General features: G+C 35.7%; 14 protein-coding genes. 10 read left to right on the forward strand and 4 right to left on the reverse strand.

The features are described 5' to 3' along the window. Positions 1-184: 184 nt before the first annotated feature. On the reverse strand, positions 185-1,471 hold the full coding sequence (locus O9307_RS01830; protein ID WP_298294749.1) for a Glu/Leu/Phe/Val dehydrogenase: 1,287 nt from the start codon (positions 1,469-1,471) through the stop codon (positions 185-187). Positions 1,472-2,075: 604 nt separating this feature from the next. Further along, positions 2,076-2,927, reverse strand: a complete 852-nt coding sequence (locus O9307_RS01835; RefSeq protein ID WP_298294751.1) for an AraC family transcriptional regulator — start codon at positions 2,925-2,927, stop codon at positions 2,076-2,078. A gap of 164 nt (positions 2,928-3,091) precedes the next feature. Between O9307_RS01835 and O9307_RS01840 the strand changes: the two genes are divergently transcribed. The 6 genes from O9307_RS01840 (at position 3,092) to O9307_RS01865 (ending at position 13,465) form a co-directional block, all read left to right on the forward strand. Continuing rightward, the gene (locus O9307_RS01840) at positions 3,092-4,012 is read left to right on the forward strand and encodes a dihydrodipicolinate synthase family protein (RefSeq protein WP_298294753.1); all 921 of its coding nucleotides are present in this window, start codon (positions 3,092-3,094) and stop codon (positions 4,010-4,012) included. Positions 4,013-4,110: 98 nt separating this feature from the next. Next, positions 4,111-5,694, forward strand: a complete 1,584-nt coding sequence (locus tag O9307_RS01845; RefSeq protein ID WP_298294755.1) for an aldehyde dehydrogenase (NADP(+)) — start codon at positions 4,111-4,113, stop codon at positions 5,692-5,694. Positions 5,695-5,697: 3 nt separating this feature from the next. Continuing rightward, on the forward strand, positions 5,698-6,708 hold the full coding sequence (locus O9307_RS01850; RefSeq protein ID WP_298294757.1) for a 4-hydroxyproline epimerase: 1,011 nt from the start codon (positions 5,698-5,700) through the stop codon (positions 6,706-6,708). A gap of 78 nt (positions 6,709-6,786) precedes the next feature. Continuing rightward, a complete protein-coding gene (locus O9307_RS01855) occupies positions 6,787-8,022 on the forward strand; it encodes an FAD-dependent oxidoreductase (RefSeq protein WP_298294758.1) in 1,236 nt (411 codons plus the stop codon). Between the two features lie 4 nt (positions 8,023-8,026). Next, on the forward strand, positions 8,027-9,322 hold the full coding sequence (locus tag O9307_RS01860; protein ID WP_298294760.1) for an aminopeptidase P family protein: 1,296 nt from the start codon (positions 8,027-8,029) through the stop codon (positions 9,320-9,322). Positions 9,323-9,610: 288 nt separating this feature from the next. Next, positions 9,611-13,465, forward strand: coding sequence for a M43 family zinc metalloprotease (locus tag O9307_RS01865; protein WP_298294762.1), 3,855 nt, complete (start codon positions 9,611-9,613; stop codon positions 13,463-13,465). A 101-nt stretch (positions 13,466-13,566) separates the two neighbouring features. Here the strand turns inward: O9307_RS01865 and O9307_RS01870 are convergent, their stop codons facing one another. Together O9307_RS01870 and O9307_RS01875 are read right to left on the reverse strand one after the other, a co-directional pair. After that, on the reverse strand, positions 13,567-14,778 hold the full coding sequence (locus tag O9307_RS01870; RefSeq protein ID WP_298294764.1) for a Xaa-Pro peptidase family protein: 1,212 nt from the start codon (positions 14,776-14,778) through the stop codon (positions 13,567-13,569). 109 nt (positions 14,779-14,887) lie between these two features. Further along, on the reverse strand, positions 14,888-15,856 hold the full coding sequence (locus O9307_RS01875; protein WP_298294766.1) for an ornithine cyclodeaminase family protein: 969 nt from the start codon (positions 15,854-15,856) through the stop codon (positions 14,888-14,890). 155 nt (positions 15,857-16,011) lie between these two features. Here O9307_RS01875 and O9307_RS01880 point away from each other — a divergent pair, with 155 nt between their 5' ends. From O9307_RS01880 to O9307_RS01895, 4 genes are all read left to right on the forward strand, one after another. After that, entirely contained in the window at positions 16,012-17,307 is a 1,296-nt protein-coding gene (locus O9307_RS01880; RefSeq protein WP_298294768.1) for a S28 family serine protease, read from the forward strand. Positions 17,308-17,420: 113 nt separating this feature from the next. Further along, positions 17,421-19,427 (forward strand): trehalase family glycosidase, encoded by a 2,007-nt coding sequence (locus O9307_RS01885; protein WP_298294770.1) that lies wholly within the window; start codon positions 17,421-17,423, stop codon positions 19,425-19,427. 187 nt (positions 19,428-19,614) lie between these two features. Then, positions 19,615-21,750 (forward strand): beta-galactosidase, encoded by a 2,136-nt coding sequence (locus O9307_RS01890; protein ID WP_298294772.1) that lies wholly within the window; start codon positions 19,615-19,617, stop codon positions 21,748-21,750. A gap of 219 nt (positions 21,751-21,969) precedes the next feature. Further along, positions 21,970-24,267, forward strand: coding sequence for an aminotransferase class III-fold pyridoxal phosphate-dependent enzyme (locus O9307_RS01895; RefSeq protein WP_298294774.1), 2,298 nt, complete (start codon positions 21,970-21,972; stop codon positions 24,265-24,267). Positions 24,268-24,461 lie beyond the last annotated feature (194 nt).

The raw sequence follows: 24,461 nt of genomic DNA on the forward strand, positions 1-24,461 counted from the left end.
TGAAATTCTATGGCGAAGAATAAAATATCAATGGTTAGATTTTGATGCTTATAAATCATTCGAAAACCTCAAAGAAAAATTAAATTTTGTCCTGACTAATTTTGGAACTAAATACGACATTAAATTTTAACCATTACTTAAGTACAGCTTTAAAAGATGAAAGTGCTAAAAATACAATTTTTAATTAGTTCAACTTATACTTAGAACTATCTATAGTTACATCATTTACCTCTTGATTTATCGCTACTTTTTGCAAAGCAATAATATAAGCAGCAATACGTGGCGTAACTTGACGTTTAGCAGCTACAGCAAAAACACTTTCAAAACTTTTCGTCAAGATGTGCTCCAAGCGAGTATTGATTTGATGCATTCTCCAAGATTCTGATAAGGAGTTTTGAAGCCATTCAAAATAAGATACCGTAACTCCTCCAGCATTGGCTAAGATATCTGGAACTACGAGTACATTATTTTGGTGCAAAATGGCATCAGCACCAGATGAAACAGGACCATTAGCCGCTTCAATAATGATTTTAGCCTGTATTGCTGCCGCATTTTCCTTGGTTATAACATCTTCTTTGGCTGCTGGTATAAGAACATCAACGGCTAATGAAAGAATCTTTTCGGGTTCAATAACTGTAGCTTTAGTGTATCCTTTAATACTCTTGTTGTTCAGATTATAATACAGTATCAGTTCCGGAATATTAATTCCCTCAGCATCATAAAAAGCACCCGAAATATCACTTACAGCAACAATAGTAAGTCCTTTTTGATATAAAAACAAAGCCGTATGTAAACCAACATTTCCAAATCCTTGTATGGCCACAGTAGTCTTGTATGGTCTAATTTTTAAGTGCTTCAGCGCTAAAAGTGTTATAATACTCACTCCTTTTCCTGTGGCTTCTACTCTACCTAAGGAACCACCAGAATGCAAATGCTTTCCAGTAACAACAGCATGAACCGTCTTACCGTGCGCTAATGAAAATTCATCCATTAACCATCCCATTTCGTCAGGACCTGTTCCCATATCAGGTGCAGGTACATCTTTCTCTGGACCAAATATGTCAGCCAATGCTTTGGTGTAAGCTCTTGTAATTTTTTCGAGTTCCGTTTTAGAATGCAAACTCGGATCACAAATAATACCGCCTTTGGCGCCGCCAAAGGGTATACCTGTAACTGCCGATTTCCAGGTCATCCATGCCGCTAAGGCTTTCACTTCATTTAAATGAACGCCAGTATCGTATCGAATCCCTCCTTTTGAAGGCCCTAATGCAGTATTGTGAATAATACGATAGCCTTCAAAATTTTGGCGTTTACCATTATCTAATACAATCGAAAAGTTCACTACAATTTGCTTTTCTGGACGTTGCAACTTCTCTCTTATGGATTCTTCCAAATCAAGAAGATCTGCTGCTATATTGAACCGATCAATCATTGATTGAAAGGGGTCTTGCTTTATTATTTCTACACTCATTTTTTTCTAATTCTTATATTTTAAACTTCACTATACTTTTCAAAAACTTATTTTCAATAACTCATAATAATCCTATAAGGATAATTATAGTCCCCAAAAACAACAGGGAGGAATTTTTACCTGAAAACATTGCTGATAGCTATTTGAATTTCTATTGGATCTCATAAAATAATTTTCCGCTTTAAAAAAAGCCTTCCATTCAAAAAAATGAAAGGCTTAAAAAAAAAATAAAACAAATAATTAAGTAAATTGGACCTTACACTTGATCCCAAAAAAATAACAGTAAACAATTTTCAAATACATTCATTTTTGATGCGTACTGCTCTTATGATTGCAAATGTATAAAATATACTTAAATTCTATAGAAATAGTAGAACTAAATTATGATAAAAAACAAATCAACAACTAAAATATTAATAATCAATTATTTAATGATAGAAAAAATAAGTTTAAAAAAAACTAATTATCACATAAAGAAATAAAAAAAAACGCTCAAGTAGTATTCTTGAGCGTGGTCTCTACCCCTAATCGCCTTAAAATAGGCTTGTTGAGAACCAAACCTTTTTATATAAATGAGATTTTGACTTTGAAAACATTATATTTTTCATTTCAGTTTCTGTGATTTTCTGTAAACCAAAGGAGACATACCTTTTATCTCCTTGAATTTTCTATTGAAATTTGAAATATTATTAAAACCACATAATTCTGATACTTCCAAAACTGAAAGCTCTTGTGACTTAGACAAGAGTTTGGCGGCTCTTTCTATTCTAATTTCAATCAGAAACTGAAAAAAGGTCTTATTGGTTCTAATTTTAAAATATTTACAAAAGGCATTTTTAGTCATATTGGACAGTGCTGCAATTTCATCGAGTGTAATATTCTTTTGAAAATTTGTCATCACATACTCAAAAACAGTCTGCATCCTTTTGCCTTCGTTATCTGTAATTTTTTTATCATAGATATAACTTGAAAGTAAGGTCTTTTTTTCCTTAGATAGCTTTTTAATGATTTCAAGAAAAAGAATAAAGCGATTAAATTCATTAGCCGATTTTATTTTCTTAAATGATTTAATAACCTTTTTGGAGGGATTATTCACTACAAACCCATTTTTGCAGCTTTCCCAAAAAGGTTGAATTTCTTTCAAAGCGGTCAATGAAAAAAAATCTTTACCAAACGAATTTGGCGTAAAGAAAAGCGTGAACATGACAGACATTTCGCCAGTATTTCGTTCACTTCTAAACACGTGAGGTAAATTACCTCCTATTACAATAACATCTCCTTTTTGGTAAGGAGTAATGGTATCACCTACAAAAATGGTTCCTTCGCCATTTTCGATATAACTAATTTGTATTTCTTCATGTTGATGCAGTTTATCATAAAATACAAACTCAATATCTTCCTGATAAATTAATGAATCTTCTTTGGTTTTTGGAATTTTAAATGGAAATACTTTCATAATTTGCACAATTATATGCTATAAATATAAAAAAATATACAAATATCACATGATTATTTTAGTAATTAAGACTAAACAGGATAATATAGTATCTTTTTGTGATAATATCACGAATTACATATCAATGGGTTATAAATACTTTTGAAAAAATTAAATTAGTAATTATGAGTATTCAATGGAAAGGCGTTATGCCAGCAGTAACTACAAAATTTACTGCCGATGACAAATTAGACTTCAATATGTTTGAAGTAAACATAAATGCGCAGTTAGAAGCTGGGGTTTCAGGAATAATATTAGGAGGAACACTTGGTGAAGCAAGCACATTGTTACATGAGGAAAAAAAAGAATTAATTCAGCAAACCGTCAAAATGGTTAACGGTCAAGTTCCGGTAATTATGAATATAGCCGAACAGACTACAAGAGCCGCAATTCTGGCAGCTAACGAAGCTGAGCAAAATGGAGCAAAAGGACTAATGATTTTACCTCCTATGCGTTACAATGCCACAAGCCATGAAACCGTTACTTATTTTTCTGAAGTAGCCAAAAACACTTCACTTCCTATTATGATCTATAACAATCCAATCGATTATAAAATTGAAGTAACCTTAGATATGTTTGAAGAAATTTTGAAATTCGATAACATTCAAGCAGTAAAAGAATCAACAAGAGATATTTCTAATGTAACCCGTATCATCAATCGTTTCAACGACCGATTAAAAATATTATCAGGTGTTGATACGCTAGCCTTAGAAAGCCTTTTTATGGGATCTGACGGATGGGTATCAGGCTTAGTAGATGCTTTCCCTGCTGAAACTGTAGCAATCTATAAACTAGCAAAAGCAGGAAGAGCTCAAGAAGCATTAGCTATTTACAGATGGTTCCTTCCGCTTTTAGAATTAGATATTAATTCATTATTAGTACAAAATATAAAATTGGCAGAAACAGCAACCAATTTAGGAACCGAATATGTAAGAGCTCCCAGACTTCCGCTTCAAGGAGCAGAAAGAGAGAGAGTTTTGGCTATTATTGAAGAAGGACTTCGCACTAGACCAACGCTACCCGATTATAAATCGATAGTACTTTAAACCCTCAATAAGCAATTTGCTTTGACGGATTCAAGCAATAATCCATCAACCAAAACAGTCATTTAAAATTCGAAAGCTCTAATTCTAAAATATAAAAAATGATTACAGGAAAAAATTATGTGGGAAGCCAACTTTTGGCTAGTGGGACTACAACCTACAGAACTATTAATCCGCAATTGAATATCGAAAATCCCTGGACATTTACCGAAGCCTCAGCAGAAGAAATTGAACAAGCAGTCCATTTGGCTCACAACGCGTTCAAAACATATAAAGACTTTCCTGCTGAACGAAAAGCGGCTTTTTTAAATGGTATTGCTGATGAAATTTTAGCTTTAGGCGATTCTTTATTGGAAATTTACTGTACTGAATCTGGTTTCTTAAGAGGCCGTGCAGAATCAGAAAGAGGTCGTACTGTTTTTCAATTACGCGCATTTGCCAACATGCTTTTAGAAGGAAGTTGGGTCGAAGCCACAATAGATACCGCCATCCCTGACAGATCACCGCTCCCAAAAGAAGATTTGAGAAAAATGCTGGTTCCTTTAGGGCCTGTAGTCGTTTTTGGTTCCAGTAACTTTCCCTTTGCTTTTTCTACAGCGGGAGGAGATACTGCATCAGCTTTGGCTGCTGGATGCCCTGTGATTGTAAAAAGCCATTCGATGCACATTGGAACTGGTGAAATGGTAGCCTCAGCTATTATAAATGCTGCCAAAAAACAGAACATGCCCGAAGGTGTTTTTTCTAATTTAATTGGCGGCGGTGTAACTCTTGGAGCTACTTTGGTAAAACATCCGCTTGTAAAAGCAGTTGGATTTACAGGAAGTATTAAAGGTGGCCGTGCTTTATTTGATCTTGCCTCGCAGCGTCCAGAGCCTATTCCGGTTTTTGCTGAGATGGGAAGTATTAATCCGGTGGTTATCCTGCCAGAAGCGATCGAAAAAAACAGTAAAAAATGGGCAACAGCTTATGCAAGCTCAATCACGTTAGGAACGGGACAATTTTGTACTAATCCTGGATTGCTATTAGCCCTAAAAGGAAAACATCTAGACGCTTTTTTAAATGATCTAACCCAAGAAATCGAAAAAATAGCCCCTTCTTGTATGCTACATCCATCTATTAAATCAGACTTTAACATAGGAAAAGAAAAAATAAGAGCTCAAAGCGGTGTGACAACGATTGCTGAATATAAGGGAGAAACTGCTCCTAACTTTGCATCACAAACCATACTAAGCGTTGAAGGTAAAACTTTTTTAGAAAATAAAACACTTAGTCACGAAGTATTCGGTCCTTTTTCTATTGTCGTTCAGTGCGAAAACAGTGAAGAAATTACCACAATTATTGACAAATTAGACGGACAACTTACTGGTACTATACTTGCTGAGCCGGATGAAATTTCAAAATATAATGCAGTGGTTAATGCTTTACAAAACAGAGTAGGAAGACTTATCTTTAATGGAGTTCCTACAGGCGTTGAGGTTTGCGCTTCGATGCTGCACGGTGGCCCCTACCCTTCTTCATCCGATGCTAGATTTACTGCTGTTGGCATCCATGCAGTAAAACGTTGGGTAAGACCATTTAGCTATCAAAACTGGCCTGATGAGTTATTACCAGAAGCACTTCAAAATAAAAACCCTTTGAACATTAATCGAACCGTTAATGATATACTAACTAACAAACCTATATAATTTATGCCAAGAAAAACTTTTTTTTGTGTCGATGCACACACTTGTGGTAACCCTGTGAGGGTAGTTGCTGGTGGTGGACCCAATTTGATTGGTAACAATATGAGCGAAAAACGCCAGCATTTTCTGAAAGAGTATGACTGGATTCGTAAAGGCTTAATGTTCGAACCTAGAGGTCACGATATGATGAGTGGTAGTATTCTTTATCCGCCAAGTGATCCTGAAAATGATTTTGGTATTTTATTCATCGAAACCTCAGGCTGCTTGCCTATGTGCGGTCATGGAACTATTGGAACCATAACCATAGCTATTGAGGAAGGACTCATACAACCAAAAGTGCCTGGAAAAATACGAATGGAAGCCCCAGCAGGTCTGGTTCAAATAGCATATCAACAAACAGGAAAAAAAGTAGATTGGGTTCGTTTAACTAATGTCAAATCATATCTTGCAGCAGAAGGACTAACTGTTGAATGTCCCGAATTGGGAGAAATAACTTTTGATGTGGCTTATGGCGGAAATTATTATGCGATTGTAGACCCACAAACTAACTTTTCGGGAATACAAAACTTTACAGCTTCCAAAATTATTCAGTACAGTCAAGAAGTTCGCAAACGTATAAATGCAAAATATCCTGATATGTTCATTCACCCCGAAAACAGCACCATTAGAGATGTGAGTCACATGCTTTGGACAGGAGATCCGCTTGACCCTGCATCATCTGGACGAAATGCTGTTTTTTATGGAGACAAAGCGATTGACCGTTCGCCTTGCGGAACAGGTACCTCTGCCCGACTAGCACAACTACATGCAAAAGGGAAACTAAAAAAAGGTGAAGATTTTATTCACGAAAGTTTTATTGGAAGCAAGTTTATAGGGAAAGTTGAAGAAGAAACCACTATCGGAAACATCAAAGCCATTGTGCCAAGCATTCAGGGTTGGGCAAAAGTATATGGCTACAACACTATCATTATTGATGAAGATGACGACCCTTACGCCTTTGGTTTTCAGGTAATATAACAAAAACAGAAGCTCAAAATAAATCACTTGTTTTTACGGAATTTACTCTTGCCAGTGATTTTAAAATTTATAAGTATAATGAAAAAAGTAAGTATTATTGGTGGAGGAATAATAGGACTATGTTCAGCATATTATTTGGCAAAAGAAGGTTATGAAGTAGCCGTTTTCGACAAATCAGATATGACAGATGGCTGTTCTTATGGCAATGCAGGAATGGTCGTTCCGTCTCATATTATCCCTTTGGCTCAGCCCGGAATGATAGCACAAGGAATAAAATGGATGTTTGACAGTCAAAGTCCATTTTATATTAAACCTAGACTAAGTACTGATTTGGTACAATGGGGCTTGCAATTTTACAAACTCGCCAACAAGCAACATGTCGAAAAAGCCATGCCAGCACTTTGCAAATTATCGCTTTTTAGCAAAGAATTGTATCAGGATTTTGCTAAAGAAAATAATTCTTTCTTTTATGAGAAGAAAGGACTTTTAATGCTCTATAAAACCGACAAAACTGCTGAAGAAATTCATCACGAAGGAAAACTAGCGGAATCGTTTGGTTTGGAAGTCGATTTTTTGTCAAAAGATGAAGTTACCAGACTCGAAACTGGAACACGTACTGACGTAATTGGCGGTGTGCATTATAAAAGTGATGCACATTTGTATCCTCAAAAATTCATGGAATTTATCAAAGCAGAATTAAACAGATTAAAGGTAAAAATTCATAGTCGTACTTTGGTACAGGATTTTGTCAAACATGGTCAGTTTATTACCGAAATAATTACCGATGCGGGGGCTTTCAAAACTGACGAAGTAGTCTTAGCAACCGGATCATGGAGTCCTGCTATAGCAAAAAAACTAAGCTGCTCGATTTCAATTTTACCCGGAAAAGGCTATAGTTTCACACTACAAGATGTAAAACAAAAACCTACTATTCCTTCCATTCTATGCGAAGGAAAAGTAGCCGTTACTCCAATGAGTACCGATATTCGTTTTGGAGGAACCATGGAAATAACCCATACAAACGACACTCAAATTAACGCCAACAGAGTACAAGGAATCGTAAATAGCATTAACAGTTTTTATCCAGACCTAAAAATAGAAAGGCCAAGTGAAAAAGAAACTTGGTTTGGATTTAGACCCTGCACTCCCTCTGGAATGCCAATTATTGCCCGAGACAAAAAAATAAAAAACTTAACTTTGGCAACCGGACACGCCATGATGGGATTAAGTTTAGCTCCAGCAACGGGCAAGCTAGTTTCAGAAATTATTGCCGAAAAAACCACCACTGTCAATACCGAAATGTTTCAATTTTAAGTTTATGAGATACGAGTCCATACCTTCTTCTTTATTCATAGAAAATAGAAAACGTTTTTCGGCAAAAATGGATGCAAACAGCCTCGCAATTTTAGTTTCTAATGATGTAATGCCTAATAATGCAGATGATATAATGGGATTTGCCCAGAATAATGATCTATTCTATTTGTCAGGAATTAATCAAGATGAAACCATTTTGGTGCTTTTTCCAGATGCCTATAAAGAAGAAAATCAGATTATATTATTTATCAAAGAAGTAAATGCACATACAAAACTTTGGGATGGAGATTTCTTAACCAAAGAAGAAGCCAGAGCAATTTCGGGAATAAAAAGCATAAAATGGACTCACGAATTTGAAAAAACAGTACAGCTTTTTGCTTTTGAAGCCGATACCTTTTACTTAGGTCATAACGAACATATCAAAAGAGTTACCAATGAAATGATAACCCGTCAGGACCGAATGATTCAATGGTGTAAAGAGAAATATCCGTTGCATAAATACGACAGAGCAGCCAAAATAACACGCGATTTAAGACCGATAAAATCTGAGGAAGAAGTTTCCTTGATAGAAAAAGCAATAGCCATAAGCGTAAAAGGTTTTGAAAGACTTTTGAAAGCTGTAAAACCTAACATAAAAGAGTTTGAATTAGAAGCGGAACTGATCTATGAAATTGTAAAAAATGGAGCTTCACGTCATGCCTTCAGACCAATTATAGCATCCGGTAAAAACGCTTGTGCCTTACATTACAACAGCAATGACGCTATTTGTAAGGAAAATGAAATGATTTTAGTTGATTTTGGAGTTTGTTACGCTAATTACAATTCCGACACCACAAGGTGCGTTCCTGTAAGCGGCAGATTTTCTAAACGTCAGCGAGAAGTATATGCGTCTGTTTTGCATTGTTTAAAGGAAGGTTCAAAGTGGCTGCGTCCTGGTGTACGACATAGTGATTACGAAAAACAAATGGCTGGACTTATCGAACAGGAATTATTAAAATTAAAACTATTGACCCCTGAAGAAATTGCCCATCAGGATCCAGATGCTCCTGCCTATAAAAAATATTTTATGCATGGTACAGCCCATCATTTAGGACTTGATGTTCACGATGTAGGATTGTATTCCCGTACTTTTGAAAAAGGAATGGTTCTTACCTGCGAACCTGGAATTTACATACCCGAAGAAGGAATTGGTTGCCGACTGGAAAATGATTATCTCATTACAGAAGAGGGTAATAGAAACCTTTCAGAAGCACTACCTATAGAGATAGAAGATATCGAAAAATGGATTCAGCATAAATAGCTTGGAATAAAGATTTATTTCATCATCAAAACGAACAGCTACAAGAGTATTTTTTGTAGCTGTTTTTTTATTCAAAAAGTTTAAAAATAAGCTAGCTTCTAAGATGTAATCACTTTTAGATTCAAAAAAGCATTTGAAAAAATTTTAGTATTTTATTAAAAACAAAACATATTACACATTTTTTAAGTTAATTTATAGATAATTTACTATCAATATAGAATAAAATAATACAACAATTTAATTCAATATAAAAATACCTTTGGTTCTAACTAACAAATACCTAAAACTATGAAAACAAAATTATTTTTATTTTTGGCATTCGTCTTTGTCTTAAAAGCGAGTGCTCAAGGACTCCCCTGTCGGGCAACCGAAGAGAACGAAAAAATATATAAAGCAAATCCCCATGCTTTAAAAGAAAGAAAAGATTTTGATGTATTTAGCAAAAACTTCAGTGCCTCAAGAAAATTAAAAACTGGAAAAGCACTCGAAACCTCTTATATTATTCCAGTTGTATTTCATATTTATGGCGACCTTCAAAGTGGAAAAACCATTACTTATCAAAAAATTGTCAACCACCTTCAACAACTTAATGATGATTTTAACGGTCGGAATGCCGATTATCAAACCGTTGATCCCTTTTTTCAAGCTCGAAGAGGAACTTTAAAAGTAGAATTCAAATTAGCTAAAATCGATCCGAATGGCGGATGTACTTCAGGAGTTGTCTTTCATCCTGCAAAAAATGGTTATGGAAATGGTGGCGGTTACGATGACCAAATTGCAGCCGATGCTTGGGACAATACAAAATACATGAATGTTTACATTCAAAACGACTTATATGCTGATGGCACTTTAAACAACTCTGGCGTTGCTTGGTATCCTGATTCAGGAATGACTGCTAGCAATACGGCCAGAGTTGTTTTTAATGGGGCTTATTTATATGATAACTCCTACAGCAAAGAATTCTCAGCTACACTTACTCATGAATTCGGTCATTTTATGAATTTAATACACACTTTTGAAGGAGGCTGTACAGGTACTGATGAAGTGGATGATACTCCCCTCGAAGATGGAAAACATACTTTGGCCTGTACGCAAGGAACCAACTGTAACGGTGATAGAGTAAACAACGAAAATTACATGGGATACAATGGTGCTCAAGGTTGTTATAAAATGTACACACAAGGACAAATTGACCGAATGCTAGCGGCACTTGAACATCCTGCAAGAAAATCACTTTGGCAAGCAGCTAATTTAATTGCTACAGGCGTAAACACAACAGGAGGATTACTGGCCGTAAATTCTAGTTTTTTCAAAGAAGCTGTTTCAAATGATGGTTCTTTTGATACCTCATCTATTGTAACATTAACCGACAAAACATTCGCACTCACTTCTGGAACAATGGTTTCTGGCACACACTTCAGCCATACTTTTCCGGCTGGGATTACTCCTGTGCTGACTGTTAATTCAAACGCTCAGTTAACCATTACCTTAACGGGTAAAGCAACAAGCCACCTCACAACCAACAATACAAAAGGAACCATTACATTTTTGCCTGCAGCTTTTACTGGAGGAACTACTAATCTCATTTGTATGAGTTTAAATTTTGATTTTAAATTTGTTGATCCTTACGGAATTTATTTTGTAGATATGCCAGACGCGACAGCTTCCTCAACGACAACTTGGAAAGCTTTTAAAATAGAAAAAGGAGATGACCCCGCTTTTGGTTCTTGGCGATATGCGGCGAATGCTTTAAAAATAGAAACCTACGCTAAAAAATTGGTTTGTGAAACAGGAACAAGAAACATCTCCTTACTTCCTATAAACTCACCAGTAAGTGCTTCAAGTAATTTTACTGCTCCTGGAGCATTTCCAAATCAGTTAGATTTACGTACTGCATCTTATACCAATTGGGATGGAAAAACTGGTTATGTAGGTTTTGATTTTCTTATTGATGGACTTACTTGTTATGGCTGGTTTAAAGTAACGGTTAACGCAAATGGAGATAGTTTTAGTATTACCGAATATGCTTACAACACGCAACCTGGAGCTCCTATTTATACGGGAATGTCTCCAAAAACTGCTGTAGTAGTTTCTAACAATATCTTGTATGAATCTGATGCAAATGATGGAAGCATCACTTCAAATTCAGTAATTTCATTATCAACCAATAACGGCACTTTTACAAAAAGCAGCGGGACATTTACTCCAAATACAGATTACACCATTACTGGCGTGCCTGCGGGTTTAACTGCTGTTCTAACGCTTCAAAATAGCTCAAATGTAGCACTTACTTTTACAGGAAAAGCCAGTTCTCATTTACCAGCTAACAATGCCACAGTAATTATAACTTTTAAAGATGCTGCTGTAACAGGTGGGATTGCAACACTAGATAATCCAGCAAAAACGATAACGATAAATTTCGATGCACCATACGGAATCTTTTATGTAAACAATCCTGATTACACCGCATCGCCAGCAACTACTTGGCAATATTTTGATTTAGCTATTGGTGACAATACAGAATATGGTGCTTGGCAATATGCTGCTAACGCTCTAAAAATTGAAACCTACGGCAAGCGGCTAGTAACAGAAAACGGAACAAGAAACATTAGCAAAATAGCAGCTGGAACTTCAATTGGGGCTAGCAGTAATTTTACAGCACCAGGAGCTTATCCTAATCAGTTGGATTTACGTACGCCAACTTACACGACTTGGGATAATCAAACAGCTTATGTAGGTTTTGAATATACAAGCAGAGGCAGAACTTGTTACGGTTGGTTTAAAGTAAAAGTAACTGCCAACGGAGACGGATATTCTGTCTTAGAATTTGCCTATAATACAAAGCCAAATCAAGCAATTATTGCCGGAGCAACTAGCGGAATAACTGTTGCAGCTCCAACAAATTTAGTAGCCATAGCTAATTCGGCTAACCTTCAAGCTGTATTAACATGGACAGACAATGCAACTAATGAAACCGGATATACAGTAGAAAGAGCTGCTGCAGATGGAGTTTACAGCAGTATTGCAACTTTAGGAGCCAATGTAGTTACTTTTACCAACACTGGATTAACAGCTGGAAATACTTACACTTACAGAGTAAAAGCCATTGCCAACGCAGTTTCTTCTGACTATTCAAATGTGGCAACAGCTGTTATTACAGCAACTTCGGCTTATTGTACGGCGCAAGGATCAAATTCTTATGAACATATTAAAAATGTTGTCATCGGAACTTTTACCAATGCTTCTGGAGCTGATGCTACTGGTTATGGAAATTATACTTCTAAAAACATAACACTAACACCTAATGCAAATGTAGCAGTAAGCTTAACTCCCGGATTCTCAAGTTCTAGTTATACTCAATCATGGGGAATTTGGATTGATTACAACAAAAACAGCACTTTTGAAGCATCTGAAAAAGTAATCAACGGAATTTCTTCTAGTGGTACTGTCTCCTCAAATTTTACCGTAGCGAATGCAACGGGAACAACTAGAATGCGTATTGTTATGAAATACAATGCAAATCCAGCCTCAGCTTGTGGAAATATAGGCGATGGTGAAGTTGAAGACTATACCGTAACTTTTGGAAACGCAAATCCAAATCCAGTTACTTTAGCAACGCCAACAAATATTGGCAATTCAGGAATTTACTCCTCAGGATTTTATGCTTCTTGGACTGAGGTTGCCAACGCAACAAGCTACGAAGTTCAATTGTTTAAAGCCGCAACTGGGTGGGCAACAGCTGGCACATCAAACACCTATTATTTATGGATTCCAAAACAAGGTACTGAAACCGCTTATAGATTTAGAGTAAGAGCTGTAAACGCATCTGGAACTAGCGACTGGAGTAATTATCTAGATATCAACCTTACAACTGCACTTGCTGGACCTGAAGCCGATGATATCCTTACAGGTAAAAAATCATTTTCAATGTACCCTAATCCAGCAACAGCATTGGTGAATTTTACTTTTGAAAATGTTAATGTTGCAAATGCTGTGATTACAATCTACAACAATAGCGGAGACCTAATCGATACCGTTCGCAATACATCAACTTATACTTTCAAAAATTTACCAATGGGACTTTATCATGTAATCCTTACAGATGGTACTTTTAAACAAAGTAAAAAACTATTTATAAGATAAGAGAATAATGCATCCCTAAAAACATAAAACCGCTGGAAGAATCTTTTCAGCGGTTTTATTATTTTATAATGGAATTGATACGGATTAATTCTAATGCTAAATCAATATCCAAAAGGATTTTCAACACTTTGCATTGGCGTAGTAAACCATTTAGGTCCATTGGCAGTCATATAAAAATGATCCTCATGACGAATACCAAATTTCCCCGGAATACAAATCATAGGTTCATTACTCACAACCATTCCTTCACGAAGTTCAATTTCGCTTCCTCTTACCAAATACGGATACTCATGAATATCAAGCCCTGTGCCGTGTCCTACTCTGTGGGGTAATCCGGGTAGTTCATAATCAGCACTCAAACCTGCTTTTGCTAGTGTTTTTCTAGCAGCATCATCAACAGATCCACAAGTAGCTCCTATTTTCGCTGCTTCAAAAGCGGCAAACTGAGTGGCTTGTTCAAGATTCCAAATTCTTTTATACTCATCGGATGGTATTCCATAGGTATAAGATCTCGTAATGTCAGAAAGATAACCTTCTAGTCTACAACCAGTATCAATAATTACCGCTTCGTTTTCTTTTAAATCCTGAGGAACTGAAACACCATGCGGGTATTGGGTGTCATCCCCAAATAAAACAATACAAAAATAAGAACCTGAAGCAACACCCGCTTTTATATGTGCTTCCTGTATAAATGAGGTTACTTCGGCAACGGTTATTCCGGGTCTGAGTATTTTTGCAGCTGCGCGTTGAACAACCATTGTGATTTCTTTGGCCTTTTGAATAATGGCGATTTCATTTACTGATTTTTGCATACGGCAACCCGAGCTAATTGGAAGCCCATTTACAAACGTATATAACTGATTTACTTTTGCGACACCATCTACCAAAAAATAGGGAGCAGATTCATCAATCGCAATCTCTCCGTTTACAATATTTTTATTCTTTAGCAATTCTCCCATTAAAACATAAGGAGATTCATGTTCTTCCCAGCAATTAATTGTTGCGTTTAATTGTATGTACTTCATAAAAGTGCCTTCTTCAAATTTAGGTACAATATAATCTAGCGTTCCATCATCATACAATAAAGCTCCAACCATTCTTTCAGATGGATTCCATTGGGTACCCGTGAAATAATAAAGATTGGTTCCTGCATTAATATACAAGGCTTTGATCTTACTTTCTTGTATTAAAGCTGTTGCCTTTTTTAATCGTTCTACATATTCTTCTGGCTGAATTGGTTTTACACCCAGGGTCATATCCTTAATTTTTTCTAACTCAATGGCAGCGGTTGAGCCTCCTATTCCAATTGTCATTTTTATTTTATTTTAAATTGATTCGATGATCTTCTACTCATACAATCTTCCTGAGAAGATTTTTGGATCTATGTACTAAAGTGTTATTCCGACTGAGGTGATACATGTTTTAAAGATTATTTTTCTTTGTAAACTCCTCATAAAAATATCCGGCCGCTATAAGATCTTCCATGGCATGTCCAACGGATTTAAAAAAGGTGATTTCTTCATCAGAGGATCTTCCTGCTTTCTTAGTACTACATAGCTCAAATAAATCTGCTTTAATATCGTCTCTAGAAAGGACTCCATTGGTTAACGGAATTAATATGTCACCACTTTCTTTTAATCCACCCTGATAAGTATCTAAGAACACTGATGATTTTAATACAGCTTCATCATCTGCCTCACGCATATCTTTTTTGTAAGCGCCAACCAAATCTAAATGCTGTCCTGGTTTAAGCCATTTGCCAAACACAAGAGGGACGGGTGACAAGGTTGCTGAAGAAATAATAGCTACTTCACCTATAATCTCCTCTATGCTTGAAACGGCTGTACAGCTATATGCCGCATGATGAAGTTTGTCACACACCGCTTGTGCTTTTTCTAGTGTTCTTCCCCAAACATAGACTCGTTCAATAGGTCTTACGCTGGCGTGTGCTTCAATCAAATTTACGGCAAGGACTCCAGTTCCTATCATTAACAGCGAAGAAGCATTAGTACGCGAAAGGTAACTACTAGCCAATGCAGAGGTAGCCGCAGTTCTTTTTCCAGTTAAAGATTTTGCATCAAGTATCGCTTTTACGTTTCCTTTATGGCCATCGAGATACAGATAAGTTCCTTGTATAGAAGGCAAATCGTATTTGCCATTGTTAGGACTAACCGTAACGATTTTTACGCCTAAATCTTTACCCGATTCAAAAGCGGGCATTAATAACAAGGTTGAATCTTTGTCTTCTTCAGGATTTGGATAATCATGATGATGGCGCAAAGGCACTTGAATGGACGAAGTAGAAAATCCTTGGCGCAGTCTTTCGATAAGTTCATTGAAGTTGCAGCTTACTTCGATGAAACTATCTGATAGTAGTTGAATACCTTCCATAAGTTGTATTTGAAATTTCAATAAAAATAGAAGATTAATTTATGATAACACTATTTCATCAAAAATTAGATAACTTAGAACAATTTAAGGTTAATATAGTACAAATTGATTATGCAGTAAGGACATATTTTTATAAAAAATCAATTTATAAAATAATGAAAAAATTACAACACCTTGTAATACTCCTGACCACATCGTTGCTATTTTTAACCAGTTTTGCACAAACGCAAACTGCAAATAAGAGTAGTCTGGAAATTAAATTAATACAATTATTTCCAGGCGCAGAAGTTAACAAAATCAAAGACTTTGAGAATTTTTCAGAGTCTTATGAATTAGTTCTAAATGAACCTTTGGATCACAAAAATCCTAAAAAAGGAACTTTTAAGCATTATTTCTATTTATCGCATCTTGATTTCAAAAAGCCAATGATTATTGAAACAGAAGGATATGCTGCTCGATATAGAAAAACAGAATTAAGCAGTTTGTTAAACGCCAATCAGCTTATTGTTGAATATCGTTTTTATGGGAAATCAAGACCTAACCCAATTCAATGGCAGTATCTTACAAACGATCAAGCGATTGCTGATTACCATACTATTGTCACAAAACTAAAACAATTGTATACCGGAAAATGGGTCTCAACAGGAATTAGCAAAGGCGGAGAAACCACCTTAATTTATAAATCGAAATATCCAAATGATATAGATGTTGCCGTTCCCTATGTGGCTCCGTTGATAAATACCCAAGAAGATCCACGAATTGAACAGCATTTAGCCACTATAGGAACATCCGAATGCCGAAAAAAAATAACAACCTTTCAGCGCAGTTTACTGCAAAACAGAGCAAGTCTAATCAATGAAATTCAAGCGTATGCGGAAAAGGAAAAAATGACATTTACAGCCGTTTCTTTGGATGAAGCATTAGAGTATAGTGCTCTCGAATTTCCTTTTTCTTTTTGGCAATGGGGCGGCAAATGCGAAGAAATTCCAAACAGTACAGCATCTTCAAAAGAACTTTTTGAGTATATGAACAAAATTGTAGGCATTGGGTCTTATAATGATCAAAGCTACCACGACCTTTTACCCTCTTTTTATCAGCACATGAGTGAATTAGGCTATTACGGTTATGATTTTACTCCTGTAAAAGATTTGTTAACCACAGTAAAAAGTACTTCAAATAATCGATTTACTCCAAAAGATGTCGCAACACAATATAACCCAAACTACATCAAAAGCGTTAGAGCTTACGTTGAGAATAAAGGCTCAAAAATACTGTACATTTACGGAGGTTATGATACATGGGTAGCTTGTTCTCCCACTCCAAAATCAAATCTTGATGCCTTAAAAATGGTCTTGCCAGAAGGTAGTCACGCAACGAGGATAAAAAACTTTCCGAAAGAGGAACAAGAAAAAGCAATACAACTTCTTAAAAAATGGCTGCTTGCAAACTAATTTTTTGAAATATTACCCTATAAAGCGAATCTTTTTAATTCTTTTGCAAATGATGAAAAAGGCAAACTTATGATCTTATTTCAAGACAAAAAACACTTTCAAAACAAAATAAAATGAACAAAAAGAAAATCCTTTTTATTCTTGCATCTGTAATTATAGTCCAAACCGGATGGACTCAAAGACACTTTCCAAATTTAGTAGCGGCCAAAAATAGTATCAATTACAAAGGCAACCCTAAGAATGCTACGGATAGAAAACCATTAGCTTTTTCGGATAAAGGCGCTTGGTTTGCCTTTGGATTCTTGGACGCTTCCGGAATTCAAGCGGGATTTTCAGGTCCATTTTTGATGACAGAGCAAAACGGTGTTTGGCTAAGCCCTTCTTTTGTTGCCCTTCAACTTAAGGATGAAAACAAACAAGAGGTCATTCACTGGAAAAGCGCATTGGTACAACAAAATAGTTACAACAGTCATTTAGAGCAAGAATTTAAAAACGAAAAAATAAGGATTAAACAAGAATTAGTTTTTTTATCAGGGCATTCGGCATTGCAAAAAACTAGCATTACCAATACCTCGTCAAAAACAATAACACTTTTTCCTTCTTATAACTCGACAACTTTTTTAACCGATGTACAAGTATCCAACGAAAATAAAATCCTAAAAATCGTTTCTCCAAAAAGTACTGCTATAGGTTACATACAATTTCTGAACACTACTCCTGAAATTCAAATTACCCAACAGGGATACCAAGTTCAAACAGCAAAATTGGTTGTAAAACCAAAGGAAACTAAAGAAATTGTGGTTTCTCAAACTTATATTTTTCCGCAGTATTCTTGGGAAAATGAAAAAGAAGTAATCTCAAAAACGGCATTTTCTACGCTGCTCAACAATACACAAAAAGAAAAAGAAAATCAACTATCCCATTTGATTTCCAAAAAGAAGAAAATATACAACGACATTATTTATTCAAATCTGATTGCCAAACTTGTCCTTACATTACAAAACAATATGAGAATCCCAGCAGAAGGATTAAAACACGGGGGACTTTTTCCTAGTTACAACTACGAATGGTTTCATGGCTTTTGGGCTTGGGACAGCTGGAAACATGCTGTAGCTATCGCCAATTACGACACTGAATTGGCAAAAAATCAAATGCGTGCTTTATTCGATTATCAGGAACCCAATGGATTTATACCCGATTGTATTTACAGAAATAATCTTATTGAAGAAAACAATTACCGAAACACCAAAGCACCGCTAGCAGCTTGGGCAATTTGGAAAATTTATGAAAAAACAAAAGAGATTAATTTTATACAAGAATTTTACCCAAAACTAAAATTATATCACAATTGGTGGTACAACGAACGCGACCATGATAAGGATGGTTTATGCGAATATGGATCTACAGACGGAACTTTACTTGCCGCAAAATGGGAAAGCGGAATGGACAATGCCGTTCGATTTGATGATAGTAAACTCCTGAAAAATGGAGAAAAAGCCTATTCATTAGATCAAGAGAGTGTCGATTTGAATGCATTTTTATATGCCGAAAAAAACTATCTATTTAAAATGGCAAAAGTGTTAAATCTTACAACAGAAGCCACCAAATGGCAAGAAGAAAGTTTTGCATTAAAAGCAACTATTCAAAATCAATTTTGGGATGCTGCAACAAGCTGGTTTTATGATACTACGATAGATGGCAAAACACTCATAAAAGCAATGGGTTGCGAAGGATATATACCCATTTGGGCTGAAGCCGCTTCGGCTGAACAAACTAAAACAGTAAAGGAAAATATGCTCGACACAAAGTCCTTAAACACATTTGTCCCTTTACCAACACTGGCCGCAAATCATCCTAAATTCAAACCCGATAATGGATACTGGAGAGGTCCGGTATGGATTGATCAAAGTTATTTTGGCATCAACGGATTAGAAAAATACGGATACCAAAATGAAGCAAATCAACTGACAAACAAACTAATGCATAACACAGAAGGAGTTTTAGACAAAGGCAAAACCATTAGAGAAAATTATCAGCCCCTTACAGGAAAAGGTTTGGAAGCCTATAATTTTAGCTGGTCAGCAGCGCATTATTTAATGCTACTTTTAGAAAATGAATAGTAAAATCGACCAACCTGATTTTTTTTTTTGAATTAATGAGAACCCGTTGAGTGCAATACAAATTGAAAAAATAACAGTAGAATAGATTTAAGCAATTCAACATTGAAGAAAATAAGATTTTACAAATTGTATTCAATAACATAAAAAGAACTATTTAAATTTGATTAACACATAACCACACAAAAGCATGTTTAAACAAAATAAATCAGTCGCAAAAATCATATTGGCTACATTACTACTTGCCACTTGCATTACAATGCCTGTTTTGTCCCAAAATAAAAAAACAGTTACTTCGGAAAAAAAAGATCCACAGCGTTTCTTCCCCAAATCTGATTTAATGCAAATTGGCGTTTATTACTATCCAGAACAATGGCCAAAAGAACAATGGGAACGCGACCTGAAAAACATTAAAAAATTGGGTTTTGAATTTACCCATTTTGCTGAATTTGCTTGGACATTTATGGAGCCTGAAGAAGGTAAATATGATTTCAAATGGCTAGATGATGCTTTGGCTATTGCCGAAAAACAAGGATTAAAAGTAATTCTTTGTACTCCTACGCCAACACCACCCGCCTGGATGGGAGACAAATATCCTGAGATATATTTAGTGGATTCTAATGGGCGTCGCAGAGAACATGGGAACAGAGCAAACGTATCGATTATCAACAAAAAATATCAATATTTTACAGATCAAATCGTAGCTGAATTGGGCAAAAGATACGGAACAAATAAAAATATTATCGGCTGGCAAATTGATAATGAACCCTTGGCAACACCGGATTTTAGTATTTCTGCCCGAGAAGCATTTCAAGTTTGGCTAAAAGAAAAATACAAAACAATCAATAATCTAAACACCGTATGGGTAGGAAGTTTTTGGAGTACTCGATACAACAACTTTGAACAAATTGTTTTGCCTAATGCCGAAATTTATTATGAAGACAAATTAAGCCCTCATGCGGTATTGGATTTCAAAAGATTTACTGCTGACGCACAGGCAGCATATATAAACAGACAAGCAGAAATACTAAGAAAACACATCGACCCAAAGCAATGGATTACCACCAATTTTACTAATGTAATTTATGATGCTGACCCAAGAAGAGCCAACAAAATGGATTTTATATCTTATACAATGTATCCGGTAAGCGGACAAAATTCTTTAGGTGGTAATAGTTTTAGAATGGGATCTCCAAGTAAAATAGCAGAGGCAAATGATTATTACAGAGCTATAACAGGTGTTACTGGTGTGATGGAATTACAGCCTGGACAAGTAAATTGGGCCAGCATAAATCCGCAATTACTTCCAGGAACCGTTCACATGTGGATTTCACAAGCATTTGGCGGAGGTTGTTCCTTTACCTGCACCTACCGATACAGACATCCGTTAGGAAGCAGCGAAATGTATCACGACGGAATTGTTGGTACCGATGGTGTAACCCTTACTCAAGGCGGAAAAGAATTCGTACAATCTATCGAAGACATGAAATTACTTCGCAAAGAGTATAATCCAAAAGCTGTAATTCCTCAGGAAATTGCCAAAAGAAAAACAGGTTTTTTATGGAGTCATGACAATCTTTGGGATTTAGAGAACCAAAAACAAACCAAATTCTGGAATACTTGGAAACACAGAAATACCTACTCATTGGCTATCAAATCTACGGGTGCGCCAATGGATTTTATTACCGAAGAGGATAATTTTGATGAATATCCTTTTATTGTTGCACCAGCATATCAACTTATCGATCAGAAACTAGTAACAAAATGGCAAAAATATGTCGAAAACGGTGGAAATTTAATTCTATCTTGCCGAACGGGACAAAAAGATAAAAATGGTCATTTCTTTGAAGCCAACTGGAGCGCGCCAATTGTACCTTTACTTGGTGCTGATATAGATTTTTTTGATATGCTTGTTGCTGATGTGAATGGAACTATTAAAGCTGGAGACAACAATTATCAATGGAATACATGGGCTGACATATTGTCTCCTAAACAAGGAACCGAAGTGTTAGCTACTTTTGAAGATCAGTTTTACAAAGGCAAAGCAGCAGCTGTATCTCGAAAATTAGGAAAAGGAACCATCACCTATATTGGCGTAGAAAGCATTGACGGAAACTTAGAAAAACAAATTGTGCGCAACGTTTTTTCCCGTTCCAAAGTCGCTATAGAGGATTTTCCAAAAGGAATTTTTGTTGAATGGCGTGACGGATTTTATGTAGGCGTAAATTATACCAATGAACCCTACCTCTTACCTATTCCGCAAGGAAGTAAAATACTGGTAGGACAAAACCCTTTACAGCCTGCACAAGCAGTAATTTGGAAATAAAATAAAAACTAAAACACATAGAGCCATAGATTAATAGCAAATCAACATAGAAAAAAAGAAATAGCACTATTTCTCACATAGATGAGCTATGTGAATAGTAAAACGACTATTTGTTTCTATTAAAAAACTACAAATTCTATGATTCTAGCCTGCACTGAGGTATAGAAGTGTGATTAAAAAATAATTTCACCCAACGGGTTAATTTAATATAACAAAACAATGATTTTTTCAGAAGTAACTATTCAGGATTTAGTAAAAGAATATTATGGTCAAACCGTAACCGCAAAAGCATTAAATGGATATGATGAATTAAATTTTCTTTTATGGAATGATAAAAACCAAAAATTTATTCTAAAAGTTTCTAACGAGAGTCATCCACTTCCTTTTTTAGAAGCACAGATTGCTATTATTCAGCATCTTAAAAACAGTAGTATTTCTAATTGTTTTCAGCACTTTAGCATTAATAAACACGGCGAAGAATTAACCAAAATCGTTCGAAATTCTAAAATTTATTACATTAGAATCCTAAACTTCTTAGAAGGGACTTTTTGGGTTGATGAAAAAGAAAAATCAAGCGAATTACACCATGATTTAGGTTCATTTTTAGGCAAGATGGATCATGCCCTTCAGGATTTTTCTCATCCAGCTATGCATCGAAGGTATAACTGGGATATTAGCCGTGCAAATGAGGCAAATGATAATTTAAAACACATTCATAATCACGAAAAAAGACGCATTGCAGGTTATTTTCTACTACAATTTGACACCGAAGTATCGCCACAAATTCATCGTTTAAGACATGCTTATATCCATAACGACGCCAACGATTACAATGTATTGGTACAAAACAATCATATTAGTGGACTAATTGATTTTGGTGATATGGTGTATACGGCACTTATCAATAATTTGGCAATTGCCTGTACGTATGCTATGCTAGACGAAAAAGATCCATTAGCCGTTGCAGTATCAATCGTTCATGGATACCATCAATCCAATAAGTTAACAGAGCAGGAAGTTGATTTACTCTACTATTTAATTGCAGCAAGACTTTGTATCAGTGTAACACAATCAGCCTACAATGCCTCGCTAGACAGCAATAACGAACATCACTTTATTACCGAAAAACCGGCTTGGGATTTATTGTTTAAACTCATTCAGATTAATCCAATAAAAGCTCAGGATGCTTTTAGGAGGACTTGCGGTTTTGCAGGTGTAATTGACACTAATGGCTACAACGATTTACTCGAAGCTCGAAAAAAGAAAATTGGCCGAAACTTAAGCATTGGCTACAAAGACAAACTAAAAATCGTTAAAGGCGCTTTGCAATATTTGTACGATGATAAAGGGAGAACCTTTGTAGATTGCGTCAATAATCCGTCGCATGTTGGGCACTGCCATCCTGTTGTGGTTAGAAAAATGCAAAAACAAATTGCCACTTTAAATACCAATACTAGATATTTAAACGACGCCATAACTGATTATGCAGAAAGGCTTACAGCAACCTTACCCTCAAAATTAAGTGTTTGCTATTTTGTAAATTCAGGTAGCGAAGCTAATGATTTGGCAATTAGAATGAGTCGCCATTTCACAAAACAAAAAGACATTATCGTACTCGATCATGCATATCATGGTACCTCAACTGTAGCGATGGAAATGAGTCCTTATAAATTTGATAGTAAAGGCGGTTCTGGAAAAATGCCTTGGATTCATAAAGCAATTAATCCAGATTTGTATCGTGGCCCTTTCAAATACGGAGATACACACGCAGGAGAAAAATATGCAGCCGATGTACAGCGAATTATTGATGAGCTAAAAAAAGAAAACAAAGCACCAGCCGTTTTTATTTGCGAAACGCTATTAGGTGTGGGAGGCCAAATTCCGTTACCGGAAAACTATCTAAAAACCGTTTACGAATATGTTAGAGCATCAGGAGGGGTTTGCATTGCAGATGAAGTCCAAGTAGGATTTGGCAGAATTGGCGATCATTTCTGGGGATTCGAATTACAGGATGTCGTTCCTGATATTGTGGTTTTAGGGAAACCAATTGGTAATGGCCATCCTCTTGCAGCAGTTGTTGTTACAGAGGAAATTGCTGATGCTTTCAATAACGGATTGGAATATTTTAACACTTTCGGAGGTAATCCCGTATCGATGGTTACAGGGTTGGCTGTTCTAGATGTTATTCAGGATGAAGAAATGCAACAACATGCCCTAGAAGTAGGACAACATTTAATGAATGGTCTGAAAGAATTAATGCTTAAACACCCAATAATTAGTGATGTTCGCGGTCATGGATTATTTATTGGCGCCGAAATGGTAAAAGATCGAACGACTATGGAGCCCGCTATTCCGGAAATAGATATCGTAGTAGAAAAAATGAAGGCAAACGGATACTTGCTAAGTACAGACGGCCCTTTGCATAATGTCCTTAAAATAAAACCACCCATGCCATTTAACAAACAAAATGCCGATGAAATGGTAAAATTATTGGAAATAGCCTTAAGCGAATTGTAGAAAAAATAGTTTGAAAGTAATTTTTTATCCGTTTTTCACTAACGACATCAAACTATAAGTAATCAGAATAAAATAATGTCGTATTTTATTGTTTATATGTAGTTAAATTTGTATATTTATCTCATTATGAGATATGTAAACCTAAAAAAAGAAGAGATTGAAGTGTTAGAACACCTTCATCAAAATAGCCCTAA

This window comes from Flavobacterium sp., assembly GCF_027531905.1.
Lineage (GTDB): Bacteria > Bacteroidota > Bacteroidia > Flavobacteriales > Flavobacteriaceae > Flavobacterium.